Below are 18,163 nucleotides of genomic sequence, written 5' to 3'. Positions count from 1 at the left end.
CACCGGGGGCATGATCCGCCCCCGGTGGGATAGGAAGCGGGATGACCGCCCAAGCCGCCCGTCCCGCGCTGCCCGCCCGTCAGATCCGCCTGCTGATGTTCGGTCTGATGACCGGCATGCTGCTGGCGGCGCTGGACCAGACCATCGTCGGGACCGCGCTGCCGACGATCGTGGGCGAGCTGGGCGGCATCAACCACTACTCGTGGGTGGTCACCGCGTACCTGCTGGCCTCGACCGCCTCGACACCCCTGTACGGCAAGATGGCCGACCTGTACGGGCGCCGGCCGGTCTTCCTGTTCTCGATCGGGATGTTCCTGCTCGGCTCGCTGCTGGCCGGGTTGTCGCAGAACATGACCCAGTTGATCGTCACGCGGGGCGTGCAGGGCGTCGGCGCGGGCGGCCTGATGACGCTGGCGTTCACCATCATCTCGGACGTGGTGTCGCCCCGGGAGCGTGGCCGCTACCAGGGGTTGTTCGGCGCGGTGTTCGGCGTGTCGTCGGTGGCCGGGCCGCTCGTCGGCGGCTACTTCGCGGAGAACAACTGGCGGTGGATCTTCTACATCAACGTGCCGCTGGCGATCCTCGCCATCGTGGTCTGCTGGCACGTGATGCGGCTGGTGCCGTTCGAGCGCCGGGAGCACACAGTCGACTGGATCGGCGCGGCGTTGCTGGTGGCCGGCGTGAGCTGCCTGCTGCTGGCGCTGAGCTGGGGCGGCGCCGAGTACGCCTGGGGCTCCGGCGTGATCGTCGGACTGTTCGCCGCGGGCGCGGTGCTCGGCGTGCTGTTCGTCGTCCAGGAGGCCCGGACCAGGGAGCCGATCCTGCCGCTGCGGCTGTTCCGCAGCGCCACGTTCGCCCTCGCCAACGGGGCGGGTTTCGTGCTCGGTCTGGTGATGTTCGGGTCGATCATCTTCATCCCGCTCTATCTCCAGATCGTCAAGGGTGCCTCGCCGACCCGCAGCGGTCTGCTGATGTTGCCGATGATGGCCGGCGTCATCGTCACCTCGGTGCTCACCGGCCGGGCGATGAGCCGGATCGGCAGGTACAAGTGGTTCCCGGTGGCCGGCGCGGCCGTGCTGGTGGCCGGCATGCTGCTGTTCCAGCAACTCCGGGTGGACACCTCGCTCTGGGCCGCGTTCGGCTACATGGTGGTGATCGGCGTCGGGCTGGGCCTGTGCATGCAGTCGCTGATCCTGGCCGTGCAGAACGCGGTGAGCGTCCGCGACCTGGGCGCGGGCACCTCGTCGGCGACGTTCTTCCGGTCGCTCGGCGGCTCGTTCGGGGTGGCCATCCTCGGCGCGGTGCTGTCGTCCCGGCTCACCGCCGAGATGTCCGCGCGGCTGCCGGGCGCGCTGGCGCAGCTCCCGCCGGAGCAGCGGGCGGCGGTGGCGGCCGGCGGGAACTTCTCGATCAACGACCCGGCGGCGATCCTCGCGCTGCCCGCCCCGGTACGCGCCGCCGTCCAGGCCGCGTTCGTGGAGTCGCTGCACCTGGTCTTCCTGACCACCGGGCTGATCGCGGTGGTCGCCGTGCTGGTCACGCTGGCCATGCCGAACCTTCAGTTGCGCGGTACCGGCCCGCAGGGGGCCACCGGCGGCGCCGACCCGATCGGCGGCAAGGCGCCCGCACCCGGCGGCAAGCCGCTGGCCAAGGAGTCGAAGGAGGAGGCCGCCGCCGACATGGAGGCGAAGTCGCAGACGATGCTCTGAGCCGCGGGCTACTTGAGGATCAGGCGGTTGGTCTGCTCGAACACGTCCAGGTCGGCGAGCGTCTCGGGCACGCTCGACGACAGCGGGTGCGGGAAGTCCGCCGGACGGAAGAACCTGGCGTCGGTGGTCTCGTCGGTGAACCGGGCCAGCTCGCCGTCCCACTCGTCGACCCGGAACGCGGTGGTGAAGACCTGGTACGTGTGCCCGTACATGTTGGTGTGGGTGCGGTCGGGGCCGGTGTAGAGCGCGAACGCGCTCACCCGCAGCGCCCGCAGCCCGGTCTCCTCGCGGACCTCCCGGACCGCGCAGTCGGCGATCGACTCGCCGAGTTCCATGGCGCCGGCCGGCAACGCCCACTGGCCGTTGTCGGAGCGCTGGATCAGCAGCACCCGGGCGGCGTTGTCGCGCACCACGGCGCGGGCGCCGACGAACATCAGGGTGCGGTCACCGGCCAGGGCGCGAAGCTGCCCCACGTACGAGTCGGCCCACGAGATGCTCACCCGGACAATCTACGCACCGTTCGCTGCCGCCTCGGCGGTTCCGGGGGTTACGCAGATGTGACCGCCGCCACTACTTTGTCACCCATGCGTAGCACGATGATGGATGCCCCTCTCCAGGTCGCCCGGATCCTCGAACACGGCTCCACCGTGCACGGCGCGGCGGAGGTGGTCACCTGGACCGGCGCCGAGCCCCGCCGGATGACGTACGCGGAGGTCGGCCGCGCCGCGGCCCGGCTGGCCCACGCGCTGCGCGACGAGTGCGGGGTGACCGGCGACGAGCGGGTCGGCACGTTCATGTGGAACAACAACGAGCACCTGGTGGCGTACTTCGCCGTGCCGAGCATGGGCGCGGTGCTGCACACGCTCAACATCCGGCTCTTCCCCGACCAGGTCGCCTACATCGCCAACCACGCGCAGGACCGGGTGGTGCTCGTCGACACCACGCTCATCCCGCTGCTCGCCCGGGTGATCGGCGACATGACAGGCGTCGCGCACGTGGTGGTGGTCGGCGGCGGCGACCCGGAGCCGCTGCTGGCCGCGGCCGGCCACCGGATCACCGTGCACCACTGGGACGCGTTGCTGGCCGACCGCCCGGACCACTTCGACTGGCCGGAGGTGGACGAGCGCGACGCCGCCGCCCTCTGCTACACCTCGGGGACCACGGGCAACCCCAAGGGCGTCGCCTACTCGCACCGCTCGATCTACCTGCACTCGCTCCAGGTCTGCATGCCGGAGGGCTTCGGGCTCGGCCCGAACGACCGGGAGCTGGCGATCGTGCCGATGTTCCACGCGATGTCCTGGGGCCTGCCGTACGCGGCGTTCCTCTCCGGCACCTCGCTGATCATGCCGGACCGGTTCCTCCAGGCCGAGCCGATCGCCGCGATGATCGCCGCCGAGCGTCCGACGCTGGCCGGCGCGGTGCCGACCATCTGGACCGATCTGCTGGCCTACCTGGACGCGCACGAGGTGGATCTCTCCTCGCTGCGGGAGGTGATCGTCGGCGGATCGGCCTGCCCACCCGCGCTGATGCACGCGTTCCACGACCGCTACGGCATCGACGTCATCCACGCCTGGGGCATGACCGAGATGTCGCCGCTGGGCTCGGTCTCCCGGGCGCCGGCCGGCGCGACCGGCGAGGACGCCTGGCGCTACCGCTACACGCAGGGCCGCGTCCCGGCGGGCGTGACGGCGCGGATCGTCGGCCCGCTGGGCGAGCCGCTGCCCGCCGACGGGACGTCGGTGGGCGAGCTGGAGGTACGCGGGCCGTGGGTGACCGCCCGGTACATCGGCGACGACGCCCCGGAGGAGGAGAAGTTCCGGGACGGCTGGCTGCGTACCGGTGACGTCGGCACGCTCTCGCCGGACGGCTACATCACCCTGACCGACCGCGCCAAGGACGTGATCAAGTCGGGCGGGGAGTGGATCTCCTCGGTCGAGCTGGAGAACGCCCTGATGGCCCACCCGGCGGTGCTGGAGGCGTGCGTGGTGGGCGTGCCGGACGAGCGCTGGGACGAGCGTCCGCTGGCCACCGTCGTCGTCCGCGAGGGCGCCTCGGTGACCGCCGAGGAACTGCGGGACTTCCTGGGCGGCTCGGTGGCCCGCTGGCAGTTGCCGGAGCGTTGGGCGTTCATCGACGCGGTGCCGAAGACCAGCGTCGGCAAGTTCGACAAGAAGGTGGTGCGCTCGCGGTACGCCGACGGCGGGCTCGACGTGCGGGAACTGACCGCGTCGTAACGTTTCGCGGCGTACCGTCGCCTACACGGGTAGGAACGCGTTCCCAACGGACATTCCTCCCAGAGGGTGGCCCCGGCGTTCGCACCGCGCCGGGGCCACCCGTCCGTTACGGAGTGACCCGCACCGTCATTGTTGCGAAACTTGTTCGCGTCTGTCCGGCTGTCGGGGAAATCCGGCCGCCTACTCGTCGGCGGTGCTCACCAGCACCCTGCCCACCACGCTGTCCTGCACCGCCTGCTGCGCGGCGGCGGCCTCCGCCAGCGGATAGCGGTGCAGCGGCAGGCCGGCCTCCGCGCCGACCCGGATCGCGCCCTGCGCCACCGCCGCCGCGATGTCCGTGACCGCCTGGGCCTTCGCCACCTTCGGCGCGGTGTAGATCAGCACGAACTGCCAGCGCGCGTTGGGACCCATCAGCGGCCGGATCGGCAGCGTCACCTCGTCGCCGCCGTCGTCGGCGTACACACAGACCGCCCCGCCGGTGCGCAGCATCCGTACGTCGGCGGCGGCGTTGCGCGCGGCGGAGACCTCGACGATCGTGTGCACCCCGTCGGGCGCGACCTTGCGGACCTCCTCGACCACGTCCTGCTCGCGATAGTTGATCACGAAGTCGGCCCCGGCCGCGGCTGCGAGCTGCGCCTTCTCCGGGCTGCTGACCGTGCTGATCACGCACGCGTCGGCCCAGCTCGCGAGCTGGATCGCCGCGTTGCCCACCGCGCCCGCACCGCCCTGCACCAGCACCACGTGGTCGCTCAGCGCACCGGCGTGCAGCTTGTCCGGCATGAACTCACCGGCGGTCAGGCAGCGGTGCGCGGTCATGAACGGGATGCCGAGCGCCGCGCCCAGGTCGAACGAGGCCGGGCCGAGCGGCACCGCGTGCCGGACCGGAACCACCGTGTACTCGGCCGCGGTGCCCCACGGCCGCTGCCACGCCGCCTCCCACACCCAGACCCGCTCACCGATCAGCGTCCGGTCCACGCCCTCGCCGACCGCCTCGACCACCCCGGCGCCGTCCTGGTGCGGGATCTGCCAGCCGGCCCGCAGCGGCCACGCCTCGCGGGCCTTCCAGTCGGTCGGGTTCACCCCCGACACGGCCATCCGCACCAGCACCTCGCCCGGACCGGGTTCCGGCACCGGCCGCTCGACCACCTGGAGCACCGAGGCGTCCCCGGTGCGCTCGTACACGATCGCCTTCATCGTCCTCCGCTCAGGGCCAAACCCACCGCTCGTCCCATCCTGCCGGATCCGCCGGACCGCCGCCGGTGGGTCGTCCGTCGCGCCCGTCCAGATGGCGAAAGTTCGCCCCACGGGATACCTGCCCGCCGGGCCTCAACGGGACAGCGGACGATCATCGACGCTGCCTAATCTGTGTGGATTGCTATCCATCGACAGTTGGGAGTACCCATGGGATTCCGTGGGCAACTGCGTCGAAGAAGCCTGGCCGCGGCGGTGGCGACTGCCGTCGTGGCGCAGCTGGCGATCTTCGGCGGTGAGGCGCTGGCGGGGGAGACGCCTCTGTGGCAGAAGGAGGTCGGGAAGATCCCGACCGCCGATTACACGCGCGACGCGAAGCTCTACATCGCCGAGTCCTGTGAGGCGCTGAGCCCGTACGTGGCGGGTGGGCTCGGCGACAGCCGGCTCGCCCCGGTGCTGGCCGACGTGCAGAGCCGGTACTTCGACGGCGCGCGACTCAAGAGCGCCGCCGACGGCACGGCCGTGTTCGATCACCTGAAGCCGTTGGAGTCGTTCCTCAAGAGCCGGCTGACCGGGGCGAGCCCGCCGAACGGCGAGGCGGAGCAGGCCCACGTCCGGGCGCTGGTGGAGACCCTCACGGGTGCGCGGCTGCTGGCGGACGCGGCGATCCAGGACGCCGAGGCGACGATCGGTCCGTTCCGGGCCAGCCCGCCCCCCGCGCCCGCCCCGGTGGGGCTGACCGAGGCGTTCGCGGACCTGGCGGCAGCCCGGACGAGCCTGGCCAAGGCCGACGAGATGCTGGTCAAGGCCAATCCGGAGCCGGCCACCATCCAGTTGACGCGATCCTGGGCCAGCGCCTTCAACGTGCTGACCCGACTGGGCATCACCTACGGTGGTGACCACGACTCCGACGGCGTGATCGACGTGGTCGAACTGCGCTTCGGTTCCAGTCCGTTGCTTGTCGACTCCGACGGCGACCGGCTCACCGACAAGTTCGAGATCACCAGGTTGGCGGGCTGGACGAGACCGAACACGGCCGACACCGACAGCGACGCGGTCGCCGACGGCGCCGAGGACGTCGACAGCGACGGGCTCACCAACCTTCAGGAACAGGATCTGGGGACCTCGCCCACCGAAGCGGACACCGACGGTGACGGCGTCAACGACGGTGCCGAGGTCGCCAAGGGGAGCAACCCCCTGGTCGCCGACCAGCCCCGCGCTCCACCGGCGCCCGGCACGGTGCCACCGATCGTGCCCGTGCCGAACGAGGCGGACACCGACGGTGACGGGTTGATCGACGTCGCCGAGGAGGAGGTCCTCAGCGACGTCAACAACGTCGACAGCGATGGAGACGGTCTCTCCGACGGCGTCGAGGTCAACGACTGGGGGATCAACCCCCTGGTTCAGGACACCGACGGGGACGGCCTGCGCGACGACTACGAGGTGGCGCACAAGGACGACCAGGGCCTCGACCCGGGCCGGCCGGACGAGCAGATCAGCAAGTGGACGTACGTTTCCGACTTCCTGCTCGGCATGTTCGCCGGCGACTTCGCGCCACGTGACTCCATCGCGTGGCTTTCCGGGAACCTGTGCTCCGGCGCGCTGAGCTTCATCCCGGTCGTGGGTTGGATCGTCGGCGGTCTCGCCGACATTCGCGACACGATCGCCGGGCTGATCCATGGTGACTGGGTCGGCGCGGGTCTGAGCATTCTCGGCGTCGTCCCCTATGTGGGTGACGCCGTGGCCATCCCGGGCAAGGCAGCACGGTTCGTCGTCCGCTTCGCGCACCGGGCCGAACAGGTCGTCCTGCTTGTCGCGACCTACGACAGCATTCCGGACAGCGTCAAGGAAGCCGCGCTCGAACAGATTCTCGGTGAGGACTGGACGGCGCTCCAGGATGCCGGTCTCGCGGCGGCCTCGGCGGGTGACGGCTTCGACGCCCTCGCGGCCCGAGCCGGCATGCTGCGGCTCGCCCGGGGGGCGCGGACCAACTTCGCCAGGCTGCGGGCTGCGTACCAGCATCCCCTGCACGTGAAGGGCCCGCGGGTCCGGTACATGTACAACTGGCAGGACGGAGAGAGCTACGTCCTCAACAATCTGCTCACGGGCGTCCGGCACCAGAACCTCAAGGTTCTCACGCCGCAGTTCCCGACCCCGAGGTCCGTTTCCCGGAAGCCGGACATCGCCGTCGAGGACCCCCCGGGCGAACTGACCCTGCACGAGGTGAAGACCGGCGTCCCCAACTACGGCGGCGAAGTGGCCGAATGTGAAAAGGATGCCTGGACGCTACGGCAGGCCAGTGTCGACGTGGTGGACGCGAACAAGCAGACGACGAAATACAAGGTGCGAGGGATTCAATGGCATTTCCTGCCGCACAACGCGTACCACACGTTGGGCCCGACACAGGAGGTGCTCGACTGCTTGATCCGCAATAACATCCCCTATACCATCCATTTCCCCGAATAGAGCTTCAGGAGGTGAACGGGTTGGGCCGGTCGCACGGCCGGCCCAACCCGGCCTTTCATGGGTGACCAACTCGTCGTCATGCGATTTGATGAAACCGGTTCGCCCGGCACCGAACTGCCGGTCGACGCCGTCACCGACAGGTTGCGCGAGGTGTTCGGGGACGACCCCGAGCTGGACCTGCCGATGGATGATGGGGACATCGTCGAGCTTGAACTCGCCGGAGAGCGAGCCGGCATCGACGGATTCGTCTATGCCGGAGCGCACGGCGTGCAGCGGGTGGTGGTCGAGTTCACCGACAGGTCCTGGGGCGAGCCGGTGCGCGCATTCCGGGAGGAGATCGCGCCCGTACTGGACGTGCTCGTCGCTCTCGCACACCAGACCGGCGCGCGCCTGTTCGACTCCGCCGACCCCGACTCGTCCAACCTCACGACGTCGAAGGCGCTGGACCTGCTCGCGCCCGCCCTCCCACCCGACGTCGGCTGAACCTCGCCGGAGCCGGCGAGGACGGCCTGCCCGGCCGGGCGGGACGGGTCACTGCGGCTGCGTCGCCCCCGCCGAGCGCTGCGCCGGCAACCCGATGGGCGCCTTGGCCGGGATGATCGTGCGGCAGCGCGTCGCGATCGGTTCCAGCAGCTCCCGCAGCCGCCCGGTGCGATCCGCGCCCAGCGCCTGCCACGGGCCCGCCGCCGCCCGGTCGGTGGCCTCCTCGACCACGCGGAACGTCTCCGTCGCGTACGGCGTGGGGCTCAGGTCGTCGGTCAGCCAGTCCTTGTCCACCAGACGCTGCTCGGCGGCGGTCCACTGCTCGTCGGTCCAGCCCCGGGCCGGCTGGTGGAACTCGCGGGACTGGTCGACCCGGCACCGCCAGGCCACCACCTCGACCGGTTCCAGCCCGGTCGTCACCAGCGCTGCCACGTGACCGTCGCCGCGGTGCTCGCGCAGCGTGGTGGCGGCCTGCCAGAGCCGGGCCAACGGGTACTCGCCCCGAGGGAGCGCGGCGTTCACCGCGCCGAGCACCCGGCCGGCGACGTCCACCCGGCCGGCCGCCTCCTCCAGCAGGTCGGCGGCCTCGACCAGGTGTGACTCGGGCAGCTCGTAGGTGAACTCGGCGAGCGCCTGCACGCCTCCGGTGAGCCGGGCACGCAGCGCCTCCTCCGGCGTGGCCAGGCGCCACACCGAGGGCAGCGCGCGGGCCACCATGGCGGGCGCGAAGCTGAAGAACGACGCAGTCACGGCCGGCGCGTCCACCGGCCCGAGCGGCGCGGCCCGGCCGGCGAAGTAGCCGCGCCAGTAGCCGCGCAGCCCGACCGCCTCAAACGCGGCGCGGGCGCGCGGGTGGAAGTAGGTCACCGCGTGGACCGGCTCGTAGAGCGTCCACATCTGCCGGGTCACCCCGGCCTCGTCCAGCGCCGCCACGTGCACCTCCGCGTCGGTGGGCAGATCACCACGGGCGGACGTGCCGCCCGTGGTGACCATGAACCTACTGCCGCTGGGTGACCGGACGGAAGCCCGGAGTGAGCTACTGCGCAGCCAGCACGTCGACGACGAAGCGCAGCGGCCCGGTCGGGCGACCGCCCGAGGCGTCGTTGCCGTACGCCAGCTCGGCCGGCAGGTCGAGCTGCACCCGGCTGCCCACCGGCACGCCGACCAGGCCCTGGTCCCAGCCCTTGATGACCTCGCCCTTGCCGATCCCGAAGGTGACCGGCTGGCCGTTGTCCCAGGACGAGTCGAACTGCTTGCCGTCCTTGTAGAAGACGCCCACGTAGTTCGTGGTGATGTTCTGGCCGGCCTTCACCGCCGGGCCGGTGCCCTTGACGAGCGTGGTGACGGTGAGCTTCTTCAGCTCGCCGGTGCCGGCCTGCACGGCCGGCTTGGTCTTGAGCGCCGGGTCGGTGCCGGCGGGCAGCTCCGGGGCGGGCATCGCGGTGGGCTCGGCCGGGGCGGTGGGGCTCGCCGAGGAACCGGCGGTGGCCGGCTTGTCGTCGTCCCCGCTGTTCAGCCAGACCAGGCCGCCGACCAGGGCCACCACGGCGAGCACGCCGGCCGCCGCACCGAGCATCGACTGCCGGCGGCGACGCGCCTCGGCGGCCTTCTTCGCGGCCAGCTGGGCGGCCAGCCGCCGCCCTGCCTTGGTGGCCGGGGCGGCCTGGTCCTCCGACCGGTTCTCCACACGCTTGCTCACGTCGACTCCCTGCAGGGTGGGTGGGTGCGCCCCCGGCGGGCCGCCGCCGAGGCCAGCGCACACGGTACCCGCCCGGAGCCCCAGCGTGCCCATACGCCCGCCACGATCCGGACACGAAGCCCGATACGGGGAAGCCGAGCCGGAGTACGGTCCGGCCATCGCGATCCTCACTGAAGAAGATCTGGCACTGCTCGGCGAACCGCAGCTCGCGCACGTGGCGACGGTCGTGGCGGCGCCCCGGCGAGGAGCGCGTCATCGTCCGCGTCAGGCGCTCTTCTTCGCCGCGGTCTTCTTCGCCGTGGCCTTCTTGGCGGCGGTCTTCTTGGCCGGTTCGGCCTTTTTCGCCGCGGTCTTCTTCGCGGGCGTCTTCTTGGCGGCTGTCTTCTTCGCCGGTTCGGCCTTCTTCGCGGGCGTCTTCTTCGCGGCCTTCTTCGCCGAGCGGGCCGACGAGATCGGGGTCGGCTCGGCCCCGCCACCGGACGGCGCCTCGCCCCGGGCCGCGCGCGCCCGCTCCACCGACGCCTTGAGCGCCGCCATCAGGTCCACCGCGGCGGCCGGCGCCGCCTCTTCCTCCTCCGGCTGCACCACCTCGCGGCCCTCGACCTTCGCGTCGATGACCTCCTGCAGGGCGGCTCGGTAGTCGTCGGTGAACGCGTCCGGCTCGAACTCCCCGGCCATCGAGTCGATCAACGAGCTGGCCATGGCCAGCTCCGGCGGGCGTACCTTCAGATCCTCGTCCAGGAAACCGAAGTCGGGCCGGCGGATCTCGTCCGGCCACAGCATGGTGTTGAGCAGCAGCACGCCCTCGCGTACCCGCAGCGTGGCCAACTGCTCCCGCTGGCGCAGCGCCACCTTGACGATCGCCACCCGCTCCGAGTCGGACAGCGCGTCGCGCAGCAGCACGTACGACTTGGTCGCCGAGCCCTCCGGCTCCAGGAAGTACGCCTTGTTGTAGAGGATCGGATCGACCTGCTCGGCCGGTACGAACTCCAGCACGTCGATCGCGTGCGAGGTGCTCAACGGCAGGTCGGCGAAGTCGGAGTCGGTGAGGATGACCATCTCGCCGCCGCCGATGTCGTACCCCTTGGCGATGTCGTCGTAGGTGACCTCCTCGCCGCAGACCGAGCAGGTGCGCTTGTAGCGGATCCGGCCGCCGTCCTCACGGTGCACCTGGTGGAAACGGATGTCCTTCTCCTCGGTGGCCGAGTAGACCTTCACCCCGATCGACACCAGGCCGAACGACACCGCTCCTTTCCAGATCGCCCGCATTCCCGCGCTCCTCTCCCCGGTTGAAGACCAGAATCGCAAACGATCGAACGGGATGCACGCGCTTCCGTGCGCAACTACAGTCGAGAGGTGCCCGGCGCGCCGTTGAAGCCGATGCTCGCGACGACCGGGCAGCTCCCGGCCGGCGCCGCCTGGTCGTACGAATTCAAGTGGGATGGCGTACGCGCGCTCGCCGACATCTCCCGCGGCGACCGGCACTTCTACGCCCGCTCCGGCGTCGAGATCACCACCGCGTACCCGGAACTGCTCAACCTGGCCGAGCAGGTGGACGACGCGCTGCTCGACGGCGAGGTGGTCCTCTTCACCGACGGGCAGCCCTCGTTCACCGCGCTCGCCGAGCGGATGCACGTACGCAACCCGGTCAAGGCGGCGCGGCTGGCGGCGACCGCACCCGTCACGTACATGATCTTCGATCTGCTGCGGCTCGACGGCGTCGACCTGACCGCCCGGCCGTGGCGGGAGCGGCGGGCGGCGCTGGAGTCGCTCGGGCTCGGCGCCGCCCGGTGGGCGGTGCCGCCGGTCTTCGGCGACGGCCCGGCCACCTACGCGGCGGCCGGCGAGCACGGGCTGGAAGGGGTGATGGCCAAGCGGGTCGACTCGGTGTACCGGCCCGGGGTGCGCTCGCCGGACTGGGTGAAGGTCAAGCTGGAGGTCACCGCCGACTTCGTGGTCGGCGGCTGGCGCCCCGGCGCCCGCCGAATCGGCGGCCTGCTGGTCGGCGTGCCCGGCCCGGACGGGCGGCTGATCTACCGGGGACGGGTCGGCGGCGGGATCGGCGCGGCGATCGAACGGGAACTGCTGCGCGAACTGGAACCGCTGCGCGCCACCGACTCGCCGTTCGTGGCCGGCGTGCCGCGCGAGGATGCCCGGGGAGCGATCTGGGTAACTCCCCGGATCGTGGTGGAGGTCAAGTACGGCCAGCGCACGCCGGACGGCCGGCTGCGCTTCCCGCGCATCCTGCGCCTGCGCCCCGACAAACCGCCCGAGGAGGTCGACGATGCCGGCTGACCGGCTCAAGGTCGAGGTCGAGGGGCGCTCACTGGACCTGTCCAACCTGGACAAGGTGTTGTTCCCGAAAGCCGGCTTCACCAAGGGTGAGGTGATCGACTACTACACGCGGATCGCGCCGGTGCTGCTGCCGCACCTGCGTGACCGCGCGCTGACCCGGATCCGGTTCCCCAACGGCGTCGACGGCGGCTCGTTCTTCGAGAAGAACGCACCCGCCGCGACCCCCGCCTGGGTACGCACCGAGAACCTGCCCGCGCCCGGGTCGACGAAAGGGCGGGAGACCATCGACTACGTGGTCTGCGACGAGTTGCCCACGCTGGTGTGGCTGGCCAACCTGGCCGCGCTGGAGCTGCACACGCCGCAGTGGAAGATCGGCGGGCACCCGGACATGATGGTCGTCGACCTGGACCCGGGCGCCCCGGCCGCGCTCAAGCAGTGCTGCCGGGTGGCGTTGCTGATGCGCGACCGGCTGGCCGACGACGGCGTCGAGGCGTACCCGAAGACGTCCGGGAAGAAGGGCATGCAGCTCTGCTGCCCGATCGCCGGCACGCAGGACGCCGAGATCGTGTCCGGCTACGCCAGGCGGATCGCGCAGGAGCTGGAGCAGGCACATCCGAAGCTGATCGTGTCGAAGATGGCGAAGAACCTGCGCCCCGGCAAGGTCTTCATCGACTGGAGCCAGAACAACGCGGCGAAGACGACTGTGGCGCCGTACTCGCTGCGGGCCCAGCCGGTGCCCTCGGTGTCCACGCCGCTGACCTGGGACGAGGTGGAGGCCGGGACGGCGGGCAAGCGGCCGTCGGCGCGGCCGTACACCGCAGGCGAGGTGCTCAGCCGGGTGGAGAAGCAGGGCGACCTGCTGGCCCCGCTGCTCGACGGCGGTCCCGAACTGCCCGCCCGCTGACCCACGCCGCTCGGCCGCCCTGCACGGACGGCTCGGACGGTTAGGGTGAGCGGGCCGGTAGACAGGAGTTCCGCGCATGGCACACCAGGCAACCGTCGCCGTCGCGCCCGACGCGGTCGGATATCCGCTGCTCAGCTACCACGACGACGCGACCGGGGAACGCACCGACCTCACCGCCGCGCAGCTCGGCGAGTGGACCGCCCGCAGCGCCGGACTGCTGCGCGACGGGTGCGGGCTGCGCCCCGGTGACCGGGTGGCGGTGCTGCTGCCGCCGCACTGGCGTACCGCGGCGGTGCTGCTCGGGGCCTGGTCGGTGGGCCTGGCCGTGTCGTTCCGGCCCCGCGCGCTGGCCGGTCTGCCGGTGCTGGAACCGGGCGCGGACCGGCCGTACGACGCGGTGTTCGTGACCCCGGAACGCCTCGACGACTGGCTGGAGGACGTACCCGAGGGGACGCACCGCTACCTGGTGGGCACCGGGCCGGGCCCGCTCGCCGAGGTGCCGCCGGGCTGGCTGGACTGGTCGGCCGAGGTGCTGCGGCATCCCACCGACCCACCGGACTACGCCGCGGTGGACCCAGCCGACCCGGCGACGCCGGACGGCACCAGCTTCGGCGCGTGGCGGCGTCTGGCCGCTGAGATCGCCACCCAGCTCGACCTGCACCCGGGCGACCGCCTCGTCGTGGACCCGAGGGAGGACGAGCAGCCCGTGAAGTGGCTGCTGGCCCCTCTGTCCGCCGACGCCACAGTCCTGATCCACGCCACCCCCACCCCCACCCCCTAGCCCGGCCCGCGCCCGCGCCCTCGTCGATCTTGCGGTTCCGGCCCTCCCACTGTCCGGTTTTGTCGCTTTCGTCGGGGCCGCAAATGCATGATCAACGAGGGCCTCTGGGGACTGGTCCCGCTCGGTGAAACGTCTCTCCCATGAGGCGGCACGGAGGGCGGTCCGGGTGGCGGGTGGGTGGGGAATCTGGTTGACCGTGGAGGGCGGGGTGGGGCCTACTGCCCTGGTGGACCGTGGGGGTCGGGCGTGGCCGGTGGCGGGAGTGGGCGTGGACGGGACGGACGGGACGGACGGGACGGACGGGACGGACGGGCTGGTCCGGCGGGAGTTCGGCGAGGACGACACGCCGGCGCTGACCGGCCTGGCGCAGGCGTGCCTCGCCGCTGACGGCGGGTTGCCGCTGTTCGGGCGTACCCCGTTGGCGCGGGCGCGGCTGCTGCAGACGCGTACCCACGGCGCCTGGTCGGGCGGCGACCTGATCGCGGCCGTCGGGGTCGGCACCGGGCGGACGCCCTCCACCGCCACCGGCCTGGTGCACCCCGCGTGGCGCGGGCGTGGGCTCGGCGGCGCGCTGCTGGACTGGGCGGAGGAGCAGGCGGGAGAAGCGGGCCTGCTGGTCACCACGGAGACGTGGAACGCGGGCGCGGAAGAGTTGTTCGCGGCGCGCGGCTACACGCGGACGTTCCTGGAGTGGGTGCTGCGGCACGATCTCGACGCGCTGCCCGAGGTCGCCGCGCCGGACGGCGTGACGGTGGAGCCTGCGACGCTGGGGCCGGAACTGTTCGCCACCTACCGCGCGTCGTTCGCCGACCGGCCCGGCTTCGTCGAGCCCGAGGCCGGCGAGTGGCTGGGCGACCTGCGTGACGACGAGGACTTCCGCCCGGAGTTGACGCTGTTGGCGCACGGACCGGACGGTGAGGCGGCCGGCTTCGTCACAGTGCTCGACGACTGGATCGATCAGGTCGGTGTGGTGCCCGGGTGGCGCGGTCGACGGGTCGGCGCGTACCTCGTGGCGCGCGTGCTGCGTGGTCTCGCCGACGGGGGCGCGGACGCCGCGTGGCTCTGCGTCAACGACGACAATCCGGCCGCCGGGCTGTACCGGCGGCTCGGCTTCCGCGACTTCGGCCGCCGCGCCCGCTACCTCCGTGACTGACGCGACGCGAGAGGCCGTCCTGCGAGGGCTCGCCGCGCTGCGGGCGCAGGGCTGCCCGATCGCCGCCGACCCGCAGTGCCACGAACGCCTCGCCGAGGTCGGCCTGCGCCGTTGGCGCAGCGTCGCGCGCCGGCACCGGGGGCGGCGGCTCGGCCCGGACGACCGGTTCAGGGATCTGGTACGCGGACTGGTCGCCACGTTCGAGCCGGACCGGGCCCTGGTCGGTCCGCTGGTACGCGACTACGAGTCCGTGGCGCAGGTCATCGTCGACGCCGTGACGTCGACGGACCCGCCGGGGGGTGTCGCGGACACCCATTGACGTGGTCTTATGGCGGAACGACGACGTCATTGATCCGCAGCTTTGACAACCCCGCGTCGGTACTCCTTTCATGCCTCTCTCGAAAGGCCAACGATGCACAGGAAACCGACGATCCACCTGGCCGTGCTGGCTGCTGCAGCCGCCGCCGTCCTGACCGGCGGGGGAGCCCCCGTCGCGGCCACTGCCGCGCCCGGGACCGCCTCACCCGCAGTCGCCGAGTGCGCGCCGGGCGCCGACGCGCACAGCGCCGCCCGGGTACGCGAGGGCGCCACCGTCAAGGAGCCCGAGCTCTACTCGACGAACGAGGCCAAGGCGTACGGCGTCATCAAGGACGCGCCGCGCCTGCCGAACGGCACCGTCACCGTGCCGACGGTCTTCCACATGATCGCGGACCACGAGCTGAGCGCTGCCGAGAAGGCCCGCTGGAACACGCTCATCTCGGCGCAGATGACGGTGCTCAACGACTCGTTCGCCGGTCGTACCGCGGCCGACGCGTCGAACACGCCGTTCCGCTTCTCGCTCGTGGACACCACCTGGACCGTCAACAGCGCCTGGTACACGGTGGTGCCGGGCAAGAACGAGCGGGACATGAAGAAGGCGCTCTACACCGGCGACTCCCGCACCCTGAACGTCTACGCGGCGAACATCGGTGACGGGCTGCTCGGCTGGGCGTACTTCCCCAAGGGCTACAACAACGGCCGCGACTACATCGACGGCGTGGTGATGCTCGACGAGTCGATGCCGGGCGGCACGGCCGGCAAGTACGCGCTCGGCGACACGCTGACGCACGAGGTGGGGCACTGGCTGATGCTGGAGCACACGTTCGCGCACGGCTGCTCCGCCTCCGGCGACTTCGTGGCGGACACGCCGCGTGAGGCGGCGCCGCAGTTCAACTGCCCGATCGGGGCGGACACCTGCACCGCGCCGGGGCTGGACCCGATCCACAACTTCATGGACTACACGCAGGACTCCTGCATGAATATGTTCACCCCGGGCCAGGCCGACCGGATGAGCGACGCCTGGGTCGCGTTCCGCGCCAGCGGCAAGGGCTGACCGCCAGACCGGGCGGGCCGCACCACGGCGGCCCGCCCGGCCGGCACGCCGGTCAGTCGACGCTCGGCAACGACGGTCCGAGCACGTCGTCGGCGTCCACGATGGTGTACGCGTACCCCTGCTCGGCGAGGAACCGCTGCCGGTGCGCGGCGTACTCGGTGTCGATGGTGTCCCGGGAGACGACGGTGTAGAAGTGCGCCTGCCGGCCGTCGGCCTTCGGGCGTAGCACCCGGCCCAGCCGCTGCGCCTCCTCCTGCCGCGAGCCGAACGTGCCGGACACCTGGATCGCCACCGCCGCCTCCGGCAGGTCGATGGAGAAGTTCCCGACCTTGGAGATGACCAGGGTGCGGACCTCGCCGGAGCGGAACGCGTCGAACAGCCGCTCCCGCTCCTTGTTCGTGGTGGAGCCCTGCACGATCGGCGCGTCCAGGTATTCGCCCAACTGGTGCAACTGGTCGAGGAACCCGCCGATGACGAGCACCTGCTCGGACGGGTGCCGGTCCACCAGAGCCCGCACCACCGGCAGCTTGGTGCGGGCGGTGGCCGCCATCCGGTAACGCTCCTCGGCCTCCGCCGTCGCGTACGTCAGCCGCTCGGCGTCGGTGAGCGTCACCCGTACCTCGGTGCACTCCGCCGGGGCGATCCAGCCCTGCTGCTCGATGTCCTTCCACGGCGCGTCGTACCGCTTCGGGCCGATCAGGCTGAACACGTCGCCCTCCCGGCCGTCCTCGCGTACCAGAGTCGCGGTGAGGCCGAGCCGGCGGCGGGCCTGGAGGTCCGCCGTGAAGCGGAAGATCGGCGCGGGCAGCAGGTGCACCTCGTCGTAGACGACCAGGCCCCAGTCGCGGGCGCCGAACAGGTCCAGGTGGGTGAACGCGCCGCCGCGCCGCGAGGTGAGCACCTGGTACGTGGCGATGGTGACCGGGCGGATCTCCTTGCGCTCGCCGGAGTACTCGCCGATCTCCTCCTCGGTCAGCGACGTGCGGGCGATCAGCTCCCGCTTCCACTGCCGTCCCGCCACCGTGTTGGTGACCAGGATCAGCGTGGTGGCCTTCGCCTCGGCCATCGCCGCCGCGCCGACCAGCGTCTTGCCGGCGCCACACGGCAGCACCACCACGCCGGACCCGCCGGCCCAGAACGCCTCGACCGCCTCCCGCTGGTACGACCGCAGCGTCCACGGCTTGCCGCCGTCCTTGCCGGACTCGGCCAGCTCGATCTGGTGCGCCTCGCCGTCCACGTAGCCGGCCAGGTCCTCGGCGGGCCAGCCCAGCTTCAGCAGCGCCTGCTTGAGCCGCCCCCGCTCGGACGGGTGCACCGCGATGGTGTCGTCGTCGATCTTGGCGCCGAGCATGCCGGCGAGCTTCTTGCTCTTGGCGACCTCGATCAGCACCACCCGGTCCAGCGCGCGCAGCACCAGGCCGTGCACCGGGTCGTTGGCGAGCTGGAGCCGGCCGTACCGGTCCATCGTCTCGGCCACGTCGACCAGCAGCCCGTGCGGCACCGGGTAGCGGGAGTACTTGATCAGCGAGTCGACCACGCCCTCGGCGTCGTGGCCGGCGGCCCGGGCGTTCCACAGGCCCAGCGGCGTGAGCCGGTAGGTGTGCACGTGTTCGGGGGAGCGTTCCAGCTCGGCGAACGGCGCGATCGCCATCCGGCACGCCTGCGCGTCGGGGTGATCCACCTCCAGCAGCAGCGTCTTGTCCGACTGCACGATCAGTGGTCCACCGCTCACGCCAGCGTCCTCTCGCATCGCCCGGAACCCGCCGCCCGGAACCCGGTCCGCACCCCGGCTGACCTGCCGCAGGCCGACCATCCAGTGTTGCACGCCGGAGGGTGCCGCAAAAAAGTCTCGCTGGACAGGCAACGCCATACTCGT

General features: G+C 71.5%; 16 protein-coding genes. 10 read left to right on the top strand and 6 right to left on the bottom strand.

The window, feature by feature from the left end:
- Positions 1–41 precede the first annotated feature (41 nt).
- The gene (locus ACFYO8_RS05905; protein WP_387187695.1) at positions 42–1,709 is read left to right on the top strand and encodes an MDR family MFS transporter; all 1,668 of its coding nucleotides are present in this window, start codon (positions 42–44) and stop codon (positions 1,707–1,709) included.
- An 8-nt stretch (positions 1,710–1,717) separates the two neighbouring features.
- Here ACFYO8_RS05905 and ACFYO8_RS05900 read toward each other — a convergent pair whose 3' ends face one another.
- Entirely contained in the window at positions 1,718–2,209 is a 492-nt protein-coding gene (locus ACFYO8_RS05900; protein WP_354868021.1) for an NUDIX domain-containing protein, read from the bottom strand.
- Positions 2,210–2,308: 99 nt separating this feature from the next.
- On the opposite strand from ACFYO8_RS05900, the gene ACFYO8_RS05895 reads away from it, so the two are divergent.
- Positions 2,309–3,943 (top strand): fatty acid--CoA ligase, encoded by a 1,635-nt coding sequence (locus tag ACFYO8_RS05895; protein ID WP_355047156.1) that lies wholly within the window; start codon positions 2,309–2,311, stop codon positions 3,941–3,943.
- A 180-nt stretch (positions 3,944–4,123) separates the two neighbouring features.
- On the opposite strand, the gene ACFYO8_RS05890 is transcribed toward ACFYO8_RS05895, so the two are convergent.
- Positions 4,124–5,137, bottom strand: coding sequence for an NADPH:quinone reductase (locus ACFYO8_RS05890; protein WP_387256836.1), 1,014 nt, complete (start codon positions 5,135–5,137; stop codon positions 4,124–4,126).
- A 207-nt stretch (positions 5,138–5,344) separates the two neighbouring features.
- Here ACFYO8_RS05890 and ACFYO8_RS05885 point away from each other — a divergent pair, with 207 nt between their 5' ends.
- On the top strand, positions 5,345–7,600 hold the full coding sequence (locus tag ACFYO8_RS05885; protein ID WP_387187693.1) for a hypothetical protein: 2,256 nt from the start codon (positions 5,345–5,347) through the stop codon (positions 7,598–7,600).
- Positions 7,601–7,678: 78 nt separating this feature from the next.
- Positions 7,679–8,083, top strand: coding sequence for a hypothetical protein (locus ACFYO8_RS05880; RefSeq protein ID WP_354868027.1), 405 nt, complete (start codon positions 7,679–7,681; stop codon positions 8,081–8,083).
- A gap of 48 nt (positions 8,084–8,131) precedes the next feature.
- Here the strand turns inward: ACFYO8_RS05880 and ACFYO8_RS05875 are convergent, their stop codons facing one another.
- The 3 genes from ACFYO8_RS05875 to ACFYO8_RS05865 all read right to left on the bottom strand — a co-directional run bounded on the left by ACFYO8_RS05875 (position 8,132) and on the right by ACFYO8_RS05865 (position 11,051).
- Positions 8,132–8,980 (bottom strand): hypothetical protein, encoded by an 849-nt coding sequence (locus ACFYO8_RS05875; RefSeq protein ID WP_354868438.1) that lies wholly within the window; start codon positions 8,978–8,980, stop codon positions 8,132–8,134.
- Between the two features lie 139 nt (positions 8,981–9,119).
- Positions 9,120–9,875 (bottom strand): FKBP-type peptidyl-prolyl cis-trans isomerase, encoded by a 756-nt coding sequence (locus ACFYO8_RS05870; RefSeq protein ID WP_354868030.1) that lies wholly within the window; start codon positions 9,873–9,875, stop codon positions 9,120–9,122.
- 171 nt (positions 9,876–10,046) lie between these two features.
- Complete coding sequence (locus tag ACFYO8_RS05865; protein ID WP_357707080.1) at positions 10,047–11,051, bottom strand: Ku protein; 1,005 nt, start codon at positions 11,049–11,051, stop codon at positions 10,047–10,049.
- Positions 11,052–11,138: 87 nt separating this feature from the next.
- Between ACFYO8_RS05865 and ligD (ACFYO8_RS05860) the strand changes: the two genes are divergently transcribed.
- The 6 genes from ligD (ACFYO8_RS05860) to ACFYO8_RS05835 all read left to right on the top strand — a co-directional run bounded on the left by ligD (ACFYO8_RS05860) (position 11,139) and on the right by ACFYO8_RS05835 (position 16,287).
- Positions 11,139–12,077, top strand: coding sequence for a non-homologous end-joining DNA ligase (ligD, locus tag ACFYO8_RS05860; RefSeq protein ID WP_357707082.1), 939 nt, complete (start codon positions 11,139–11,141; stop codon positions 12,075–12,077).
- Complete coding sequence (ligD, locus tag ACFYO8_RS05855; RefSeq protein WP_357707084.1) at positions 12,067–12,981, top strand: non-homologous end-joining DNA ligase; 915 nt, start codon at positions 12,067–12,069, stop codon at positions 12,979–12,981. The genes ligD (ACFYO8_RS05860) and ligD (ACFYO8_RS05855) overlap by 11 nt, the downstream gene beginning before the upstream one ends.
- A 76-nt stretch (positions 12,982–13,057) precedes the next feature.
- The gene (locus ACFYO8_RS05850) at positions 13,058–13,762 is read left to right on the top strand and encodes a TIGR03089 family protein (RefSeq protein WP_357707086.1); all 705 of its coding nucleotides are present in this window, start codon (positions 13,058–13,060) and stop codon (positions 13,760–13,762) included.
- A gap of 268 nt (positions 13,763–14,030) precedes the next feature.
- The gene (locus ACFYO8_RS05845; RefSeq protein WP_387256834.1) at positions 14,031–14,915 is read left to right on the top strand and encodes a GNAT family N-acetyltransferase; all 885 of its coding nucleotides are present in this window, start codon (positions 14,031–14,033) and stop codon (positions 14,913–14,915) included.
- Positions 14,908–15,234 (top strand): hypothetical protein, encoded by a 327-nt coding sequence (locus ACFYO8_RS05840; RefSeq protein ID WP_357707090.1) that lies wholly within the window; start codon positions 14,908–14,910, stop codon positions 15,232–15,234. The genes ACFYO8_RS05845 and ACFYO8_RS05840 overlap by 8 nt, the downstream gene beginning before the upstream one ends.
- Positions 15,235–15,327: 93 nt before the next feature.
- Positions 15,328–16,287, top strand: coding sequence for a zinc metalloprotease (locus tag ACFYO8_RS05835; protein WP_357707092.1), 960 nt, complete (start codon positions 15,328–15,330; stop codon positions 16,285–16,287).
- Between the two features lie 52 nt (positions 16,288–16,339).
- Here the strand turns inward: ACFYO8_RS05835 and ACFYO8_RS05830 are convergent, their stop codons facing one another.
- Positions 16,340–18,019 carry a DNA repair helicase XPB gene (locus tag ACFYO8_RS05830; protein WP_357707094.1) on the bottom strand — a complete coding sequence of 560 codons (1,680 nt, stop codon included), beginning with the start codon at positions 18,017–18,019 and terminating at the stop codon, positions 16,340–16,342.
- Positions 18,020–18,163: the final 144 nt, after the last annotated feature.

The sequence above is a fragment of the Micromonospora sp. NPDC005257 genome (genome assembly GCF_042872445.1).
Classification (GTDB): Bacteria; Actinomycetota; Actinomycetes; order Mycobacteriales; family Micromonosporaceae; genus Micromonospora.
The sequence above is the reverse complement of the archived record's forward strand: the minus strand, read 5'-3'. Positions and strand labels throughout refer to the sequence as shown.